The 16,604-nt window shown below is 69.0% G+C and carries 11 protein-coding genes; 5 read left to right on the top strand and 6 right to left on the bottom strand.

The window, feature by feature from the left end:
* Positions 1-134: 134 nt before the first annotated feature.
* From OG966_RS16515 to OG966_RS16500, 4 genes are all read right to left on the bottom strand, one after another.
* The gene (locus OG966_RS16515) at positions 135-833 is read right to left on the bottom strand and encodes a hypothetical protein (protein ID WP_326650414.1); all 699 of its coding nucleotides are present in this window, start codon (positions 831-833) and stop codon (positions 135-137) included.
* 2 nt (positions 834-835) lie between these two features.
* The gene (locus OG966_RS16510; protein WP_326650413.1) at positions 836-3,121 is read right to left on the bottom strand and encodes a DUF6571 family protein; all 2,286 of its coding nucleotides are present in this window, start codon (positions 3,119-3,121) and stop codon (positions 836-838) included.
* A 33-nt stretch (positions 3,122-3,154) separates the two neighbouring features.
* Positions 3,155-3,595, bottom strand: a complete 441-nt coding sequence (locus tag OG966_RS16505; RefSeq protein WP_326650412.1) for a hypothetical protein — start codon at positions 3,593-3,595, stop codon at positions 3,155-3,157.
* 151 nt (positions 3,596-3,746) lie between these two features.
* Positions 3,747-5,309 (bottom strand): MFS transporter, encoded by a 1,563-nt coding sequence (locus OG966_RS16500; RefSeq protein WP_326650410.1) that lies wholly within the window; start codon positions 5,307-5,309, stop codon positions 3,747-3,749.
* 347 nt (positions 5,310-5,656) lie between these two features.
* Between OG966_RS16500 and OG966_RS16495 the strand changes: the two genes are divergently transcribed.
* From OG966_RS16495 to mfd, 3 genes are all read left to right on the top strand, one after another.
* Positions 5,657-6,445, top strand: coding sequence for an ABC transporter ATP-binding protein (locus OG966_RS16495; protein ID WP_326650409.1), 789 nt, complete (start codon positions 5,657-5,659; stop codon positions 6,443-6,445).
* A complete protein-coding gene (locus tag OG966_RS16490; protein ID WP_326650408.1) occupies positions 6,442-9,012 on the top strand; it encodes an ABC transporter permease in 2,571 nt (856 codons plus the stop codon). Before OG966_RS16495 ends, OG966_RS16490 begins: the two co-directional genes overlap by 4 nt.
* Before the next feature lie 380 nt (positions 9,013-9,392).
* Positions 9,393-12,923, top strand: coding sequence for a transcription-repair coupling factor (gene mfd, locus OG966_RS16485; RefSeq protein ID WP_326650407.1), 3,531 nt, complete (start codon positions 9,393-9,395; stop codon positions 12,921-12,923).
* Here the strand turns inward: mfd and OG966_RS16480 are convergent.
* Positions 12,901-13,509, bottom strand: coding sequence for a TetR/AcrR family transcriptional regulator (locus OG966_RS16480; protein ID WP_326650405.1), 609 nt, complete (start codon positions 13,507-13,509; stop codon positions 12,901-12,903). The two genes, mfd and OG966_RS16480, sit on opposite strands and share 23 nt — an antisense overlap.
* A 91-nt stretch (positions 13,510-13,600) precedes the next feature.
* Between OG966_RS16480 and OG966_RS16475 the strand changes: the two genes are divergently transcribed.
* Both OG966_RS16475 and OG966_RS16470 read left to right on the top strand, forming a co-directional pair.
* Positions 13,601-14,467: an SCO6745 family protein gene (locus tag OG966_RS16475; RefSeq protein WP_326650404.1), complete on the top strand. Its 867-nt coding sequence runs from the start codon at positions 13,601-13,603 to the stop codon at positions 14,465-14,467.
* Between the two features lie 312 nt (positions 14,468-14,779).
* A complete protein-coding gene (locus OG966_RS16470; RefSeq protein WP_326650403.1) occupies positions 14,780-15,568 on the top strand; it encodes an HNH endonuclease family protein in 789 nt (262 codons plus the stop codon).
* Between the two features lie 73 nt (positions 15,569-15,641).
* Here OG966_RS16470 and OG966_RS16465 read toward each other — a convergent pair whose 3' ends face one another.
* On the bottom strand, positions 15,642-16,496 hold the full coding sequence (locus OG966_RS16465) for a DUF4352 domain-containing protein (RefSeq protein ID WP_326650402.1): 855 nt from the start codon (positions 16,494-16,496) through the stop codon (positions 15,642-15,644).
* Between the last annotated feature and the right edge of the window lie 108 nt (positions 16,497-16,604).

Genomic DNA, 16,604 nt, shown 5'->3' with positions numbered 1-16,604 from the left:
CCCAGGACCCGGACGACCGCTGCCGCGAGTGCCGGCCGACCGTTCTGATGGCGGCATGAGAGCAGGGCGGGTCCGGATTCGCGTGACCCCGGGGCGCGCAGCGAAGGAAGGCTGAGGCTCCGCTGCCGGGTGTGTCACTCCACCGACGCGGGCGGCTCATCCGGGACGACGGGCTTGTTCTCGCAGCCGAAGCTGTCCGCCACCACCTTGGCGGAGTGCAGCAGGTGCGTGAGGTGGACCCGGGCGCCGGTGTCGCCGGTGAGCGTGTCGGTCAGCCGGCCTTCGACAGGAATCTCGTTCTCCTGCTTCGCAGGCGTGCCGGGGATCTTGCACTTGACGTACACGCGGTAGCTGACCCCGCCGTCGCGGTCCTTCCCGTGAACCAGCTTGACGTCGGAGTTCACCGGTGTCTCGATCGCCTTGTCGCCGGCTGCGGAAACCTCGTCCAAGGGGGTGTCGAATGTGAAGTAGGAGGGCCCGTAACGGATTTCGAGCTGCTTCTTCGCGTCCGCGACGTCCGTTCTCGCCAAGCAGACATCGGCCCTCTGGAATGTAGGGGCTCCGGTATCTTCGGGGCCCCAGTTCTCCACCTGCCGGTAGAACAGCGCACGCGCGCTCTTCAGATCGTCGGGGACCTTCAGGCGTGCCTTGCCCCCCGTGTGGTCCTTGAGCCATTTCAGTCCGCCGTTGCCCAGGAGTTCGTTGCAGGTGGAGTCGTCGGGGGCAGCGTCCTCGACCTTGTCCTTGCCCTTGGCCTGGTCCTTGTCGGCCGTGCATGCGCCCGCACCCAGCAGGAGCACGGCCACGGCGGCAAGCGTGAGATGCCTCTTCATGGTCACCAGCCCCGGGCGTCGTCAGTGTCGCCGATTTTGCCGCCGTCGTTGTACTTGGTCTCAGCCTGCGAGGCCCAGGATTCGAATTCCTTCCCGCTTATCCCGTGTGCCTCTGCGTAGTTCAGGAGAGGGGTCATCGCGTTTCTGCTTCCGTCGTACTTGGCCTTGTCGATGCCCGCGACCGAATCGTCGTAGTTGTCGAACTCGTGGTCCTGGAGCCACTGGAGCGTGTTCGTGGAGATCTGGGTGTTGGCTGCGCCCCCGATCGTCTCGATGGCGAGAGGGACGGCGACCAGCGCTGCCCCACCGGTGGGGACGATCATGGCGGTCGCGACGCCGACACCGACGCCGACCGCGGCTTCGCCGGCGAATTTGCGCCACTCGCCCTGCTTTTCGAGTTCCAGATTCCTCTGGGTCTTGTCATCGGCGAATTCCTTGCCGATGGCCTCGGCGCGTGCCTCATCCAGAAGCCCGTGCATCCTGACGCTCTTCAGACCCGCGTTCATCGCGTCGTCGCGGTTGTCGCCGTGTGCGGACATCGAGCTGGCGCCGTACACCTGCTGGGCCGTGGAAACGGTCTCGTACGAACCCTCGTCGGAGGCCAGGGCGCGCAGGAAGTTCGTGCTGCTCGTCTCGCCGAAGTCATGGAGATGACCCGCCTTGGCTCCGTAAAATGCGTCCCTGCCCGAAGCCTCGCCCGTGCCTCCCCAGTCGCCCATGGAGTAGTTGAGGCTGTCGATATGGCCGGCCGCCATATTTGCCAGGCTGTCGCGGATCCCGTCCTGCTTGTCGATCGTGTCGGCCGTCTTGTAGTGGTCGACGACCTGGTCCATGAGCAGGGTGCGCTGGTCCCGGGCCACCTTTTCCTCGTCGGTGTTCATCGGCGGGACGGACGGAGGGTCCTGGTCGTAGGCGTACCCGAGCGTCCCCGACTCCAGTGCGTGGCCCAGGTTCTTGAACCCCGTCGTCTTCCCGTCATCGTCGGTCGGCCACTCGCGCGCGCCCTCGCCGTCCTTGTTGACCAGGTAGTCCCAGTTGTTCATCGCGTCGTCGCCCTGGCCGGACGAGCCGTTGAAGAACTGCAGGGAGGCTTCCGGGTTGTGGCCGAGCGCCTCCATCAGGTTGGCGACCGGGTCGCTGTCCGGCTTGGTGCCGCCGGGCGGGTAGGAGAGCTGGGCCGGGTTGAAGCGGTTCTCCCAGAGCTCTTTCGGGCCGCCCAGCACCGGGTCGTCGGACTTGCGCTCGAACTCGAGCATCTTCTCGCCGTACTTGTTGAGGAAGGCCGTGTCCCACTTGCCTTCGGTCATCAGCGGGCCCAGGACCTGGAAGCCGTACGGTGCGCTGGGGATGCCGCTCCTGGCCTTGATCGGATCGTCGCCCAGCTCGATCATCCGGTCCTTCCACGCCTGCATTTCAGGGGTGTCGGCACGGGTGGCGTTGGCGAGGGTGATACCCAGGTTGTCCTGCACCTTGGCGAGGATCTTCGCGCGATCGCCGTCCGGGTCCGGCGTACGCCCCTTGCCCGGGTCGGCGAGGCTGCGCCAGAACTCGAGCGTGCCTTCGGGCCCCAGCTTGGTCGCGAACCGCTCGGCGAAGGCGGGATTGTCGCGGTGGTACTTGGAGATCTCGTTGAAGCGCTTCAGCTCGTCGTCGGTCATCCCGTCGCCCTTGGACGCGAGCTTCACCATCGCGTCGGCGTCCTCGATGCCCTGCTGCCGGTCGGCGTCCTTGAGGCCCTTGTAGCCCGTCTCGTCGAAGTCGTACTTGCTCTGGGCGTGCTTGCGCAGCGCACGCGCGGCGATCCGGTCGGTCTCGTTCGCCGCCTCCAGGATCCTGCCGACCTCGCGTGCCGCTTGGTCGACCTCTTCCTGGCTGGTCTGCTCCTTGGGGCCGCCCTCCACCTCGCGTTGCGGGCCGGAGTACATCGCGCCGCCCTTGTCGTCGATGTAGACGTTCTTCTTGGCCCACGTGTCGATCGTGGTCTTCAGATCTTCCTTGTGCTTCTTCAGGTTGGCGTGGGCCTCTTCAAGGATCTTGTGGATGCTGCGGGCCTCGGTGACCATGTCGTCGAACTGGCGCGCCGTGGTGGTGGTGAACTGCTTGGTGACGGTGGCGTTGTCACCCTTCCAGTCCGCGGCGTTGGCCTTGCGCTCCAGATCGGCGGCGTTGATGCCGCCGTCACCCCCGTCGGCGAGGGTGACCAGCTTGTTGAGCATCTGCTGCCACTGCGTGACCGCGGTGTTCAGCTTGCTGAGGTTGAGATCCTGCAGTTCCTGGCACGTCACCATGTCGAGCTACCCGTTTCCCCGTTGCCCTCGTCGTTACTTGATCTGGTCGTAGATGCGCGAGATGGACATCGTCTTGCCGTCCGCGCCCTGCATTCCCAGAACGATCTTTTTCTCCTGCTTCGCGTGGGTGGAGCTCGAATAGTCGAGGTGGTTGGAAATGTGCCCGCAGGCCTCCTTGAGGGTGGCCAGCTTGGTGCTCCAGGCGTCGTGCACCTCGAGGAGGCCCGCACCCATGTCCAGCCCGCCGTTGAAGAGCTCGTTGGAGGCTTCGAAGGTGGCCACGCGGGCATGATCGCCGTCGGTCGACAGTTGCTCGCGCAACGAGCGAGCCATGTCGCCGAGCTTGCCCAACTCGTCGTCATGGACGGTCAGGTCACTGTTCCCGCCACCCGAGCCGCCGCCTTCGGCCGGCAGTTGATTCAGCCGGGTCCGCGCCGAACTGGACTTGGCCTGCTCCCACTCGTCCCATGCCATTGACAGCCCCCGTCGCGTTCTCGTCATCTTCCTGCGATGTGCATGACCACACTCCGCTCCACGGTAGCCATGCGTCATGAGCAAAGGGCAGGGAGGGCCGTCCTGGGCGGAGGAACTTCACAGAGATCGCACAAAGTGCGGCTCCTGATGCTCATTCGGGGTCGGCGAGGACCGGGAAGCGCCTCGGCGCGACGAAGACGAGGACCAGCAGTGCCAGGCCCGCCGCCGTTGCCGCGCCCAGGTAGACGTAGTCCACCGCCGCGTCCACCGCCCGCCGGAGATGGTCCGACGCCTGTGCCGTCAGCGAGGACGGATCAGCCAGGGCGTGCGCGACCGAGTCCAGGTCGCCCGCGGTGCCCAGACGGGAGGCGAGGACCGTGTTGGCGATGGCGCCGAAGAGCGCGGCGCCCATGCTCTGGCCGACCTGGCGGCAGAAGAGGACGGAGGCCGTGGTGGTGCCGCGTTCCGACCAGCCGACCGTCGACTGGACGCCGACGATCAGCGGGAGCTGGAACAGGCCGAGCGCCCCGCCCAGCAGCAGCATGAGCAGGGCCGGCTGCCAGGGCTCGCCCGGGTAGGGGAGGAGCGGGAAGGCGGCAAGGATCAAGCCGGCCAGGGAGATACCGATGATCGCGGTCTGCCGGAAGCCGACGCGGTTGTAGACATGATTGGACAGCGCGGCGCTGACCGGCCAGCTCAGGGTCATCACCGAGAGCACGAAGCCCGCCGCGATCGGGCCGAGGCCGAGGACGGACTGCGCGTAGGTGGGGAGGAAGACCGTCGGTGCGACCATCAGGAGTCCCAGCGCTCCCAGCGCGAGGTTCACCGCGGCGATGGTGCGGCGGCGCCAGACCCAGCCCGGGATGATCGGCTCCGCGGCCCGGCGTTCGATGACGACGGTAAGGGCGACGAGGACCGCGCTGGTGCCGAACAGGGCGAGCGAGGGTGCGGAGAGCCAGGGCCAGGCGATGCCGCCCTGGACGAGTGCGGTGAGCATGAGGGTTCCGGCGCCGAAGATGGCGAGGGCGCCGGGCCAGTCGATCCGGGGGCGGGCGGCCGGGTCCGTACGGGACGGTTCGCGCAGATGGCGGGCGACCAGCCAGAGGGCGACCGCGCCGACCGGGAGGTTGATCAGGAAGATCCAGCGCCAGTCGGCGTACGAGGCCAGCAGGCCGCCGATCGCAGGTCCGGCCACCGCGGCACTCGCCCATACCGTCGACAACTTCGCCTGGATCTTGGGGCGTTCCTTGAGCGGATAGAGATCGGCGGCGATGGTCTGCACCGTGCCCTGGAGAGCCCCGCCGCCCAGCCCCTGCACCACCCGGAAGGCGATCAGCGCGGCCATGCTCCAGGCTCCGGCGCACAGCAGTGAGCCGAGGAGGAAGAGGACGATGCCGGCGATCAGGACGGGCTTGCGGCCGAAGGTGTCGGAGAGCTTCCCGTACACCGGAAGGGTCACCGTGACGGCGAGCAGATAGCCGGAGAAGAGCCAGGAGAAGACCGAGAAGCCACCGAGGTCGCCGACGATCTGCGGTACGGCGGTGGAGACGATGGTGCCATCGAGCGCGGCGAGCGCCATGCCGAGCATCAGCGCCGCGACGACCGGGCCCCGGCCGCGCGGGGTGGCGGAGGCCTCGGTCGCCGCCCCGGATGTCTCGCTGTCGGTGCTGTCGGTGCTGTCGGTGCTGTCGGTGCTGCCGCCGGTGGCGCCCACCCCTAGATCCTTTCACCTTGCACGTATTTCCCCGGACACCTTCTCACTTGAGCCTCACGCAGGGGGAGGGTGCACGCTCACCGAGTGCGGGTCCACCCGGAGGTGGAGTTCCCCTAGGGGCTCCTCCTTACTGATAGCCAGGGGGCGTTCGTCCCGGGGGACGACGAGGAGGAGCGGCTCGATTCCTTAGCTTGTTCTTACGGCGCAGCTGAGGCCCGCACCACCGGGGGGTGGGGAAAACCCCCGGTTCAAGACTGCGCTGCGCACCAGCGCGCCGGACCGCTTCCGCCGACAGACTCGAACCGCACGCGGCGACAACCGCTCATCACTGATTGAGGAGACATACCGTGACAACGGCTGTGACCATTCCCCCGCATGGGGACACCGGAGGGCGTACGGCCGTCGCCGCGCGAGGGCGTCAGGTCGTCAAGGCGTACGGCTCGGGGGAGACCCGCGTCGTCGCGCTCGACCACGTCGACGTCGACATAGCCAGCGGACAGTTCACCGCGATCATGGGCCCGTCGGGCTCCGGCAAGTCGACGTTGATGCACTGCCTGGCCGGCCTCGACACCGTCACCTCGGGCGAGATCTACCTCGACGAAACCGAGATCACCAAGCTCAAGGACAAGAAGCTCACGCAGCTGCGCCGGGACCGGATCGGTTTCATCTTCCAGGCCTTCAACCTGCTGCCGACGCTCAACGCCCTGGAGAACATCACGCTCCCGATGGACATTGCCGGCCGCAAGCCGGACGCCGGTTGGCTCAACCGGGTCGTGGAGACGGTGGGCCTGTCCGACCGCCTCAAGCACCGGCCCACCCAGCTCTCCGGCGGACAGCAGCAGCGCGTCGCGGTGGCCAGGGCGCTCGCCGCCCGCCCCCAGATCATCTTCGGCGACGAGCCGACCGGAAACCTCGACTCCCGCGCGGGCGCCGAGGTCCTGGGCTTCCTGCGCCGCTCGGTGGACGAGCTGGGCCAGACCATCGTGATGGTCACGCACGACCCGGTGGCCGCCTCGTACGCCGACCGGGTCCTCTACCTCGCCGACGGCCGGATCGTCGACGAGATGTTCCGGCCGACCGCCGACGCCGTACTGGACCGGATGAAGGACTTCGACGCGCGCGGGCGGACGTCGTGACCGTATGGAAGACCTCGATGCGCAACTTCTTCGCGCACAAGGGGCGGATGGCGCTCTCGGCGGTGGCGGTGCTGCTGTCGGTGGCCTTTGTGTCGGGGACGCTCGTCTTCACCGACACGATGAACACGACGTTCGACAAGCTCTTCGCCGCGACCGCCTCCGATGTCACGGTCAGCCCCAAGGGCTCCGGCGACGACGACAATCCGCGTACCGGCAAGCCCGAGTCGCTGCCCGCCTCGCTCGTCGACAAGGTGGCGAAGGCCGAAGGCGCCAAGTCCGCCGAGGGCTCGGTCTCCAGCATGAGCGTGACCGTCGTCAACTCCGCGAACAAGGACATGGGTTCCAGCAACGGTGCCCCGACGATCGCCGGCAACTGGAACCAGAACGACCTCAAGGCGATGGAGATCAGCTCCGGCCACGCACCGCGCGGCCCCACCGAGGTGATGGTCGACGCCGACACCGCCGAGAAGCACCATCTGAAGCTCGGCGACGAACTGCGCACCATCTCCGTCACCGGCGACCTCACCGCCAGGATCACGGGCATCGCCTCCTTCAAGGTCACCAACCCGGGCGCGGCGGTCGTCTACTTCGACACCGCCACCGCGCAGCGTGAACTGCTCGGGAAGGAAGGCCTGTTCACGGGTGTCTCCGTCACAGCCGCGGCGGGTGTCAGCGACGAGCAGCTCAAGCAGAACGTCGCGAAGACCCTGGACGGCACATACAAGCTGCAGACGGCGAAGGAGGCCGCCGACTCGAGCCGTGAAGATGTCGGCTCCTTCCTCGACGTCATGAAGTACGCGATGCTCGGCTTCGCCGGGATCGCCCTCCTCGTCGGCATCTTCCTGATCGTCAACACCTTCTCGATGCTGGTCGCCCAGCGCACCCGCGAGATCGGCCTGATGCGGGCCATCGGCTCCAGCCGCAAGCAGATCAACCGTTCCGTACTGCTCGAGGCGCTGCTGCTCGGCATCATCGGCTCCATCGCCGGCGTCGCCGCAGGTGTGGGGCTGGCCGTCGGGCTGATGAAGCTGATGGGTTCCATGGGCATGGAGCTCTCCACCAGGGACCTGACCGTGAAGTGGACGACCCCGGTGGTCGGACTCGTACTCGGCATCGTCGTCACCGTCGTCGCCGCGTACATCCCGGCCCGGCGGGGCGGGAAGATCTCCCCGATGGCAGCCCTGCGCGACGCCGGTACACCGGCCGACGGCAAGGCCGGCCGGATCCGGGCCGGGATCGGCCTGCTCCTCACGGGTGCCGGTGCCGCGGCGCTCCTTGTCGCGACGCAGGCCGACAAGGCGAGCGAGGGCTCGATCTTCCTCGGCCTGGGCGTGGTCCTCTCGCTCCTCGGCTTCGTCGTCATCGGCCCGCTGCTCGCCGGTGTGGTGGTACGGGCGCTCAGCGCGGTCGTGCTGCGGATGTTCGGCCCGGTCGGGCGGCTCGCGGAGCGCAACGCGCTGCGCAACCCGCGGCGCACCGGAGCCACCGGCGCCGCCCTGATGATCGGCCTCGCGCTGGTGGCATGCCTCTCGGTGGTCGGCTCCTCGATGGTGGCCTCGGCAACGGACGAGCTCGACAGGTCGGTCGGCGCCGACTTCATCATCTCGTCCGGCAAGAACCAGCCGATCATGCCGCAGGTCGAGAAGGCCCTGCAGAAGGCCCCGCACATCGAACACGTCACCAACTACAAGGGCGTGGCGGCGAAGCTGACCGCCCCTGACGGCAAGACGGAGGACGAGGAAGTCATCGCCGCCAACCCGACGTACGCACAGGATCTGCGCCGCGAGACCGTCGCGGGCGAGCTGTCGGCGGCGTACGGCAAGGACGCGATGTCGGTGGGCGACCGCTACGCCAAGGAACACGGCATCAAGGTCGGCGACGAGATCAAGGTCGCGTTCAAGAACGGCCGGACCGCCGGGCTGAAGGTCGCGGCGATCACCTCCGACGACACGAACGTCGACAAGGGCGCGATGTACACCAACATCACGACCGCCGCACAGTACGTCCCCGCCGACAAGATGCCGAAGAACATGATCATGTTCGCGAAGGCGGAGGACGGCAAGGAGAAGGAGGCGTACGCGTCCCTCAAGGCGTCGGTCGTCAAGTACCCGCAGTACAAGGTGCAGAACCAGACCGACTTCAAGCAGGACCTGAAGGACCAGATCGGCCAGTTGCTGAACATCGTCTACGGGCTGCTGGCGCTCGCGATCATCGTCGCGGTGCTGGGTGTGGTGAACACCCTGGCTCTCTCCGTGGTCGAGCGGACCCGGGAGATCGGCCTGATGCGGGCCATCGGCCTCTCGCGCCGCCAGCTGCGCCGGATGATCCGCCTGGAATCCGTGGTCATCGCGCTCTTCGGCGCCCTGCTGGGCCTCGGCCTCGGCATGGGCTGGGGCACGGCGGCCCAGAAGCTGCTGGCGCTCGAGGGCCTGGGAGTGCTGGAGATCCCGTGGACGACGATCATCACGGTCTTTGTGGGCTCTGCGTTCGTGGGTCTGTTCGCGGCACTGGTACCCGCGTTCAGGGCGGGCAGGATGAACGTCCTGAACGCGATCGCCACGGAGTAGGAAGCGTGGCGATACGGTAGGGGGCCCGGCCCCGGGGAGTTCCTCCAAACTCCCCGGGGCCGGGGTTTTTCTTGCGGCTTCGGGCCCGGTGCCCGAGGCCCCCCGGTCGGCGTGCCCGGCGTCGGCCCCGTCGGCTCCTGGGCGATCCGGTCGGGGCCCGTCGGCCCCCGGCGACCCGGTGAGCCGCGCCGCCGCCGCGCCCCGTCATGGCCACGACATGGACAAGGAACGCGGCCGCGTCCGTACGGCGGCGGGCCGTGTCCCCGCCCCGCGAGGGTTCCGGACGCGGCTGTCAGTCGGCGGCCGTAGGCTGGAAGCACCCCGGCCCGTTCGACGTGTCGGGCGGTTCGCGTTGCCCACTCCCCGGATGGAAGCCCTTCATGAGCCTGCACGGTCTGCTCGATGCCGTCGTACGTGACCCGGCGCTCGCCGAAGCGGTGAAGGCTGCCGCGGACGGTCACCGTATGCATGTCGACCTGGTCGGCCCGCCCGCCGCGCGCCCCCTCGCGGTGGCCGCGCTCGCCCGGGAGGCCGGGCGCCCGGTGCTGGCCGTCACGGCGACCGGGCGGGAGGCCGAGGACCTGGCGGCCGCGTTGCGCTCGCTGCTGCCCGAGGAGGGCATCGCCGAGTACCCCTCGTGGGAGACCCTCCCGCACGAGCGGCTCTCGCCCCGCTCCGACACCGTGGGCCGCCGGCTCGCGGTGCTGCGCAGGCTGGCCCACCCGGCACAGGACGACCCCGCCGCCGGGCCGGTGTCGGTCGTGGTCGCGCCCATCCGCTCCGTACTGCAGCCGCAGGTCAAGGGGCTCGGCGACCTGGAGCCGGTGGCTCTGCGCACCGGGCAGTCCGCCGACCTCGGCGAGGTCACCGAGGCGCTGGCCGCAGCCGCGTACTCCCGGGTCGAACTGGTCGAGAAGCGCGGTGAGTTCGCTGTTCGCGGCGGCATCCTGGACGTCTTCCCGCCGACCGAGGAGCACCCGCTTCGGGTGGAGTTCTGGGGCGACGACGTCGAGGAGATCCGTTACTTCAAGATCGCGGACCAGCGCTCGCTCGAGGTCGCGGAACACGGGCTGTGGGCGCCGCCCTGTCGCGAGCTGCTGCTGACCGACGACGTACGGGAAAGGGCCGCGGCCCTCGCCGAGCAGCACCCGGAGCTCGGTGAGCTGCTCGGCAAGATCGCCGAGGGCATCGCTGTCGAGGGGATGGAGGCCCTCGCGCCGGTCCTCGTCGACGACATGGAGCTGCTGCTCGATGTACTGCCCAAGGGCTCGATGGCCGTGGTCTGCGACCCGGAGCGGGTGCGGTCGCGGGCCGCGGACCTGGTGGCGACGAGCCAGGAGTTCCTGCAGGCATCCTGGGCGGCGACGGCCGGCGGTGGCGACGCCCCGATCGATGTCGGCGCAGCGTCGCTGTGGGGCATCGCGGATGTACGGGACCGGGCGCGCGAGCTCGGGATGATGTGGTGGTCCGTCTCGCCGTTCGCGGCCGACGAAGAGCTGTCGGACGAGACCGTCAAGCTGGGGATGCACGCCCCGGAGACGTACCGCGGCGACACCGCGCGGGCGCTCGCCGACACCAAGGGCTGGCTGGCGGACGGCTGGCGCACGGTGTACGTGACAGAGGCGCACGGCCCCGCGGCCCGTACGGTCGAAGTGCTGGGCGGCGAAGGCATCGCGGCCCGCTTCGACGCCGACCTCGACGAGATCTCCCCGTCCGTCGTCCATGTGTCGTGCGGCTCGATCGACTACGGCTTCATCGACCCGGGCCTCAAGCTCGCCGTGCTGACGGAGACCGACCTGTCGGGCCAGAAGGCGGCCGGCAAGGACGGCCAGCGGATGCCCACCCGCCGTCGCAAGACCATCGACCCGCTCACTCTGGAGGCGGGCGACTACGTCGTTCACGAGCAGCACGGCGTGGGCCGCTACATCGAGATGGTGCAGCGGACCGTGCAGAACGCCACCCGCGAGTATCTGCTCGTCGAGTACGCCCCGGCCAAGCGCGGCCAGCCCGGCGACCGGCTCTACATTCCCACCGACCAGCTGGAGCAGGTCACCAAGTACGTCGGGGGCGAGGCCCCGACCCTGCACCGGCTCGGCGGCGCGGACTGGACGAAGACCAAGGCGCGTGCGAAGAAGGCGGTCAAGGAGATCGCCGCCGACCTGATCAAGCTCTACTCGGCGCGGATGGCGGCGCCCGGCCATGCCTTCGGCCCGGACACCCCCTGGCAGCGGGAGCTGGAGGACGCCTTCGTGTATGTGGAGACGCCCGACCAGCTCTCCACGATCGCCGAGGTCAAGGAGGACATGGAGAAGACGGTCCCGATGGACCGGCTGATCTGCGGCGACGTCGGTTACGGAAAGACGGAGATCGCGGTACGGGCGGCCTTCAAGGCGGTCCAGGACGGCAAGCAGGTCGCGGTTCTGGTGCCGACGACACTGCTGGTGCAGCAGCACTTCGGCACGTTCTCCGAGCGTTACTCCCAATTCCCTGTGAATGTGCGGGCGTTGAGCCGTTTCCAGTCGGACGCGGAAGCGAAGGCGACACTGGAGGGCCTGCGGGACGGCTCGGTCGACATCGTCATCGGCACGCACCGGCTGTTCTCGTCCGAGACCACGTTCAAGGACCTGGGACTGGTCATCGTCGACGAGGAGCAGCGCTTCGGCGTCGAACACAAGGAGCAGCTGAAGAAGCTGCGCGCCAACGTCGACGTACTGACGATGTCCGCGACACCCATCCCTCGCACCTTGGAGATGGCGGTCACCGGCATCCGCGAGATGTCGACGATCACCACGCCGCCGGAGGAGCGCCACCCGGTGCTCACTTTCGTGGGGCCTTACGAGGAGAAGCAGCTCGGCGCGGCGATCCGCCGGGAACTGCTGCGCGAGGGGCAGGTCTTCTACATCCACAACCGAGTGGAGTCGATCGACCGGGCGGCGGCCCGGCTGCGCGAGATCGTGCCCGAGGCCCGTATCGCGACCGCCCACGGCCAGATGCCCGAGTCGGCGCTCGAGCAGGTCGTGGTGGACTTCTGGGAGAAGAAGTTCGACGTGCTCGTCTCCACGACGATCGTCGAGTCCGGCATCGACATCTCCAACGCGAACACGCTGATCGTCGAGCGCGGCGACAACTTCGGTCTCTCGCAGCTGCATCAGCTGCGCGGCCGCGTGGGCCGGGGCCGCGAGCGCGGTTACGCCTACTTCCTCTACCCGCCGGAGAAGCCGCTCACCGAGACCGCCCACGAGCGCCTCGCGACGATCGCCCAGCACACCGAGATGGGCGCCGGAATGTATGTCGCGATGAAGGACCTGGAGATCCGCGGCGCGGGCAATCTGCTGGGCGGCGAGCAGTCCGGCCATATCGCGGGTGTCGGCTTCGACCTGTACATCCGCATGGTGGGCGAGGCGGTGGCGGACTACCGCGCCGCGGTCGACGGTGGCGTGGAGGAGGAGCCCCCGCTCGAGGTCAAGATCGAGCTCCCGGTCGACGCGCATGTTCCGCACGACTACGCACCGGGCGAGCGGCTGCGTCTGCAGGCGTACCGCGCGATCGCCTCGGCGAACTCCGAGGAGGACATCAAGGCGGTCCGTGAGGAACTCACCGACCGCTACGGCAAGCTCCCGGAACCGGTGGAGAACCTGCTCCTGGTGGCGGGCCTGCGGATGCTGGCCCGGGCGTGCGGGGTCGGCGAGATCGTGCTCCAGGGCCCGAACATCCGCTTCGCGCCGGTGGAGTTGAGGGAGTCGCAGGAGCTGCGGCTGAAGCGTCTGTATCCGCGTACGGTGATCAAGCCGGCGGTCCACCAGATCCTGGTCCCGCGCCCGACAGCGGGGAAGATCGGCGGCAAGCCGGTGGTGGGGCGCGAACTGCTGGCGTGGACGGGCGAGTTCCTCACGACGATTCTGGGTTCGTAGGGCTCCTGTCGTCGCCGGCCGTCGAACCCTTCGGCCGGGCTCCGAAGGTCACGCCGGTCAGGGCGCGGAAGACCTCCTCGGGGTCGCGGTCGCCCACCGGCCGGTCCAGGTTGTGGCTCAGCAGCAGCGTGGCGAATCCGTGGGCGACCGACCACGCCGCGATACCCATCAGGCCGTCGTCCTCTACGGGGGTGCGGTCCGCGACTCCCGCGCGGAGTTCCTCCGCGGCCCGGGCCCTGGCCGCCAGGAGTTCCGGGTCGTCGGGGCGGTACAGGTCCGGCTGGAACATCACCTGGAAGTGCGCGGGGTGCCCGATCGCGAAACGGACGTAGTGCACGCCCCGTTCGCGCAGGTCGGGGGCGTCGGCCAGGGAGGCGGCCAGGAGGCCGTAGCCCTCCGTCGCGATCGCCGTGAGCAGGCCGCTGCGGTCTTTGAAGTGGTGGGCGGGGGCCGCGTGGGAGACGCCCGCGCGACGGGCCAGGTCGCGCAGGCTCAGGGCCGAGGGGCCTTCGGTGCGGATGACGTCGAGGGCGGCGGTGAGGACGGCCCGCCGCAGATCTCCGTGGTGGTACGTGCGCTCGCTCATGGGATCAGGCTACGCGGGATCTAGGCATTGACAAGTTCAGAGTGGAAGGGCAATCTTGTCGGTGGCAAGATGAGAGATGGGCGGAGGAGACATGTCCGAGGAACTGGGCCGGGTCCGTCAGATGTGGCATCTGCTGGAGCCCCTGCACGCCGTGCTCTACTACGCGCCGCAGGTGTTCGACGAGGTGGCCGCGCTGGGCTGCGAGACCGGGGAGCGCTGGCCGAGCTACTTCGCGCTGCGGTCCGCTCCGCTCGGTTCGCCCGGAGCCCGGCAGGTGGCCTCGGCGTTCTACAGCTTCAGCCCGCGCATGGTCGCCGAGCACGTCCCCGTTGCGTGGGACATCGCCGCGCCGGACAAGGTGCTCGCGGCCCGGCTGCGCGGGATCGACCGGGCGTACCGCACGATATTCGGCGAGAACGCGGACAGCCCCGAGTTCGCGGAGGCCGCCGCCCTCGCCCGCAGGGCCGCTGAGGCTGTGAACACCGAAGGGCGGCCCCTCGCCGCCGCCAATGCCGAGCTGTCCTGGCCGGACGCACCGCATCTCGTGCTCTGGCAGGCCGCGACCATCCTGCGCGAGCACCGCGGGGACGGCCATCTCGCCGCACTTCTGACCGCCGGTCTCGACCCCGTCGAGGCGCTGGTCTCCTTCGCGGGCATCGGTGCGGCCCCGGCGGAGACCTTCACGAGCCGCGGCTGGAGCGGGGAGGAGTGGGACGCGGCGCGTGAACGGCTCGTGGCGCGCGGGCTCCTGGACGCGGACGGTGCGGCGACCGAGGCCGGGCGGGAGCTGCGGGCCGAGGTCGAGCGGCGTACGGACGAACTGGCCGCCGCGCCCTGGGCGGCTCTCGCGGACGAGGACCGCGACCGCCTCGTCGAGTTGCTCGGGCCGCTCTGGGTCGAGGTGCTGGGCACGGGCCTGCTGCCCGGAGTGACCACGCTCGGCATCGGCAAGGTGTGAGGCCACGGACAGCGCCGGGCCGCCGCGCACGGGCCCGTGCGCGCCGGGCCCGGAACGGCACACCGCCCGCGGGGGCCGGCTCGGCTCCGTGGGCGGTGCGTGTGCGGATGTGTATCTCTGTGCGCGTATCGCTGTTGCTCTCCTCGGGACAGGTGGATTGCAGACTTGGTGCTTTCGACGCTACGCGCCCCCTCCGCCTTCCGCGCGCCGAAGCGCGGCATGAACGATCCCATAGCGGTTGATAGCAGAGCATAGGCTCCGTAATGCTCCCGAACTGATCTGCCCCGTACGGGACTTGAGTAGGGTGCGAGCGTGAACAGACTCGGGGTACGAATATCGCGCGTGCTCGCAGGCGGACTGACGGCAGTCGTGGCGGGGACACTGCTCGCAGGCTGCGAAGGCGGCGGACTCACCGGGGACGCCAAGCCCTCGGACGCCGCCTCCGTGCCCTCCGCCGGCGGCTCGGGCTCCGGCACCAGCCCGCTCGTCAACCCCCAGGGGACGAAGCCCGGCCTCGCCCCCCTCGCCTCCGAACAGGACAGGGCCGCCGCCCGCCGGCTGATCGAGAAGGTGTCCACCAAGGGCCGCGGCCCGAAGACCGGTTACGCCCGGGACCGCTTCGGATACGCCTGGATGGACACGGCCGACGGGGTGCCGCTGGCACGGAACGGCTGCGATACGCGGAACGATCTGCTCGCCCGCGACGGCCGCGAGCTGCGCTACCGCTCAGGATCCGACTGCGTGGTCATCGCCATGACGCTGAACGATCCGTACACCGGCACCGTCATCGACTGGAAGAAGCAGAAGGCATCGGCGGTCCAGATCGACCATGTCATCCCGCTCTCCTACGGCTGGCAGATGGGCGCGGCCCGCTGGGACAGGACGAAGCGGCAGCGGCTGGCCAACGACCCGTTGAACCTGCTGCCCGTTGAGGGCAGCGCCAACAGCTCGAAGAGCGACTCGGGCCCGGCGTCCTGGCTGCCGCCGAACAAGCGGATCCGCTGCTCGTACGCGGTACGGGTCGCGCAGGTGGCGGTCAAGTACGAACTGCCGGTGACGACGGCGGACAAGAAGACGATGCTCGCGCAGTGCGGCGGCTGAACCAGGCCGTTGCCGGGGGAACGGAAAGAGGCCGCCTCGGAGGCGGCCTCTTCGCCCGGGGGGCGGCGGCGGGTCAGAGCTTCAGCTCCCACTGCGATGCGTCGTACGAGATGCCGGGGCTGACCTCGACCGTGAGGATCGTGGCGTCGGCCGGGGCGTCGAAGGCGTACTTCACCGTGGCCTTCTTTCCGGGCAGGATCTTGCCGCTGAAGCCGTCGCCGACCCCTTGGTCGAAGATCTGCTCGGACTTGACGCCGTCCTTGCCGGCGCGGGCCTCGGCGGTCAGCAGGGCGGCGTCGAACTTCTCCTTGCCGGCGTTCTCGATCACGACGGTCACCACGTAGGCCTTGTGGCCCTTGGTGTGCCCGGCGGCGAACTCGCTGGGAGTGAAGTCCTTGGGCGCGGAGACGGTGACCTTCAAGTCGTCGTCGTAGATGGAGGTGTCGCCCGCCGCGAGGGTGTCGGCCGCCTTGGCCTTGTCGTCGCTCTTGGGCTTGTCCGCCGTGTCGCCCTTGCCCTTGTCACCCTTTCCGGCGGCCGGTGCCTTCGACGCCGTGGTGCCCGAGGTGGCCTTGTTGATCTCGTCCACCGCGTCGCCCACGGCCTTGAAGGTGATCACCGCGCCGACGATCGAGAGGATCAGCGCGACCAGTCCGAGGATCGCTCCGGTCGTGGTCACGCCCTTGTTGGCGGCCTCGCCGCGCTTCACGCGGCCGCGGCCCGACAGGCCCAGGATCAGGGCGATCAGGCCGAGGATGCCGGCCAGCCAGAAGAAGAAGGGGATCAGGCCGGAGATGGTTCCGATGATCCCGAGCACCAGCGCGGCCGTGCCGAGCCCACCCCGCAGCTGCTGCGGGGCCGGGGCGTAGGGGCCGGCGCCGGGCGGCTGCTGCGGGTCGTACTGAGGCTGCTGCGTGGAGTGGGACATGGGTGCCCTCCCTGACGTGGAGTGTGGCCGGGGCCTCGGCGTGAGCCCCGTTCAGCGCGCCGTGTGGCGACGGGTCAATAAGAGCAGAGGCTGTGAACCGAGTCAACA

It is taken from the genome of Streptomyces sp. NBC_01750 (assembly GCF_035918095.1).
In the GTDB taxonomy this organism is placed as follows: domain Bacteria; phylum Actinomycetota; class Actinomycetes; order Streptomycetales; family Streptomycetaceae; genus Streptomyces.
Note: the sequence above shows the minus strand (reverse complement) of the source record. Positions and strands in the feature narration are given on the sequence as shown.

Coding starts and splice junctions, on each gene's coding strand:
- OG966_RS16480 (WP_326650405.1), bottom strand. CDS start 13,509: ATGAGCGAGCGCACGTACCACCACGGAGATCTGCGGCGGGCCGTCCTC.
- OG966_RS16505 (WP_326650412.1), bottom strand. CDS start 3,595: ATGGCATGGGACGAGTGGGAGCAGGCCAAGTCCAGTTCGGCGCGGACC.
- OG966_RS16510 (WP_326650413.1), bottom strand. CDS start 3,121: ATGGTGACGTGCCAGGAACTGCAGGATCTCAACCTCAGCAAGCTGAAC.
- OG966_RS16465 (WP_326650402.1), bottom strand. CDS start 16,496: ATGTCCCACTCCACGCAGCAGCCTCAGTACGACCCGCAGCAGCCGCCC.
- OG966_RS16475 (WP_326650404.1), top strand. CDS start 13,601: ATGTCCGAGGAACTGGGCCGGGTCCGTCAGATGTGGCATCTGCTGGAG.
- OG966_RS16515 (WP_326650414.1), bottom strand. CDS start 833: ATGAAGAGGCATCTCACGCTTGCCGCCGTGGCCGTGCTCCTGCTGGGT.
- mfd (WP_326650407.1), top strand. CDS start 9,393: ATGAGCCTGCACGGTCTGCTCGATGCCGTCGTACGTGACCCGGCGCTC.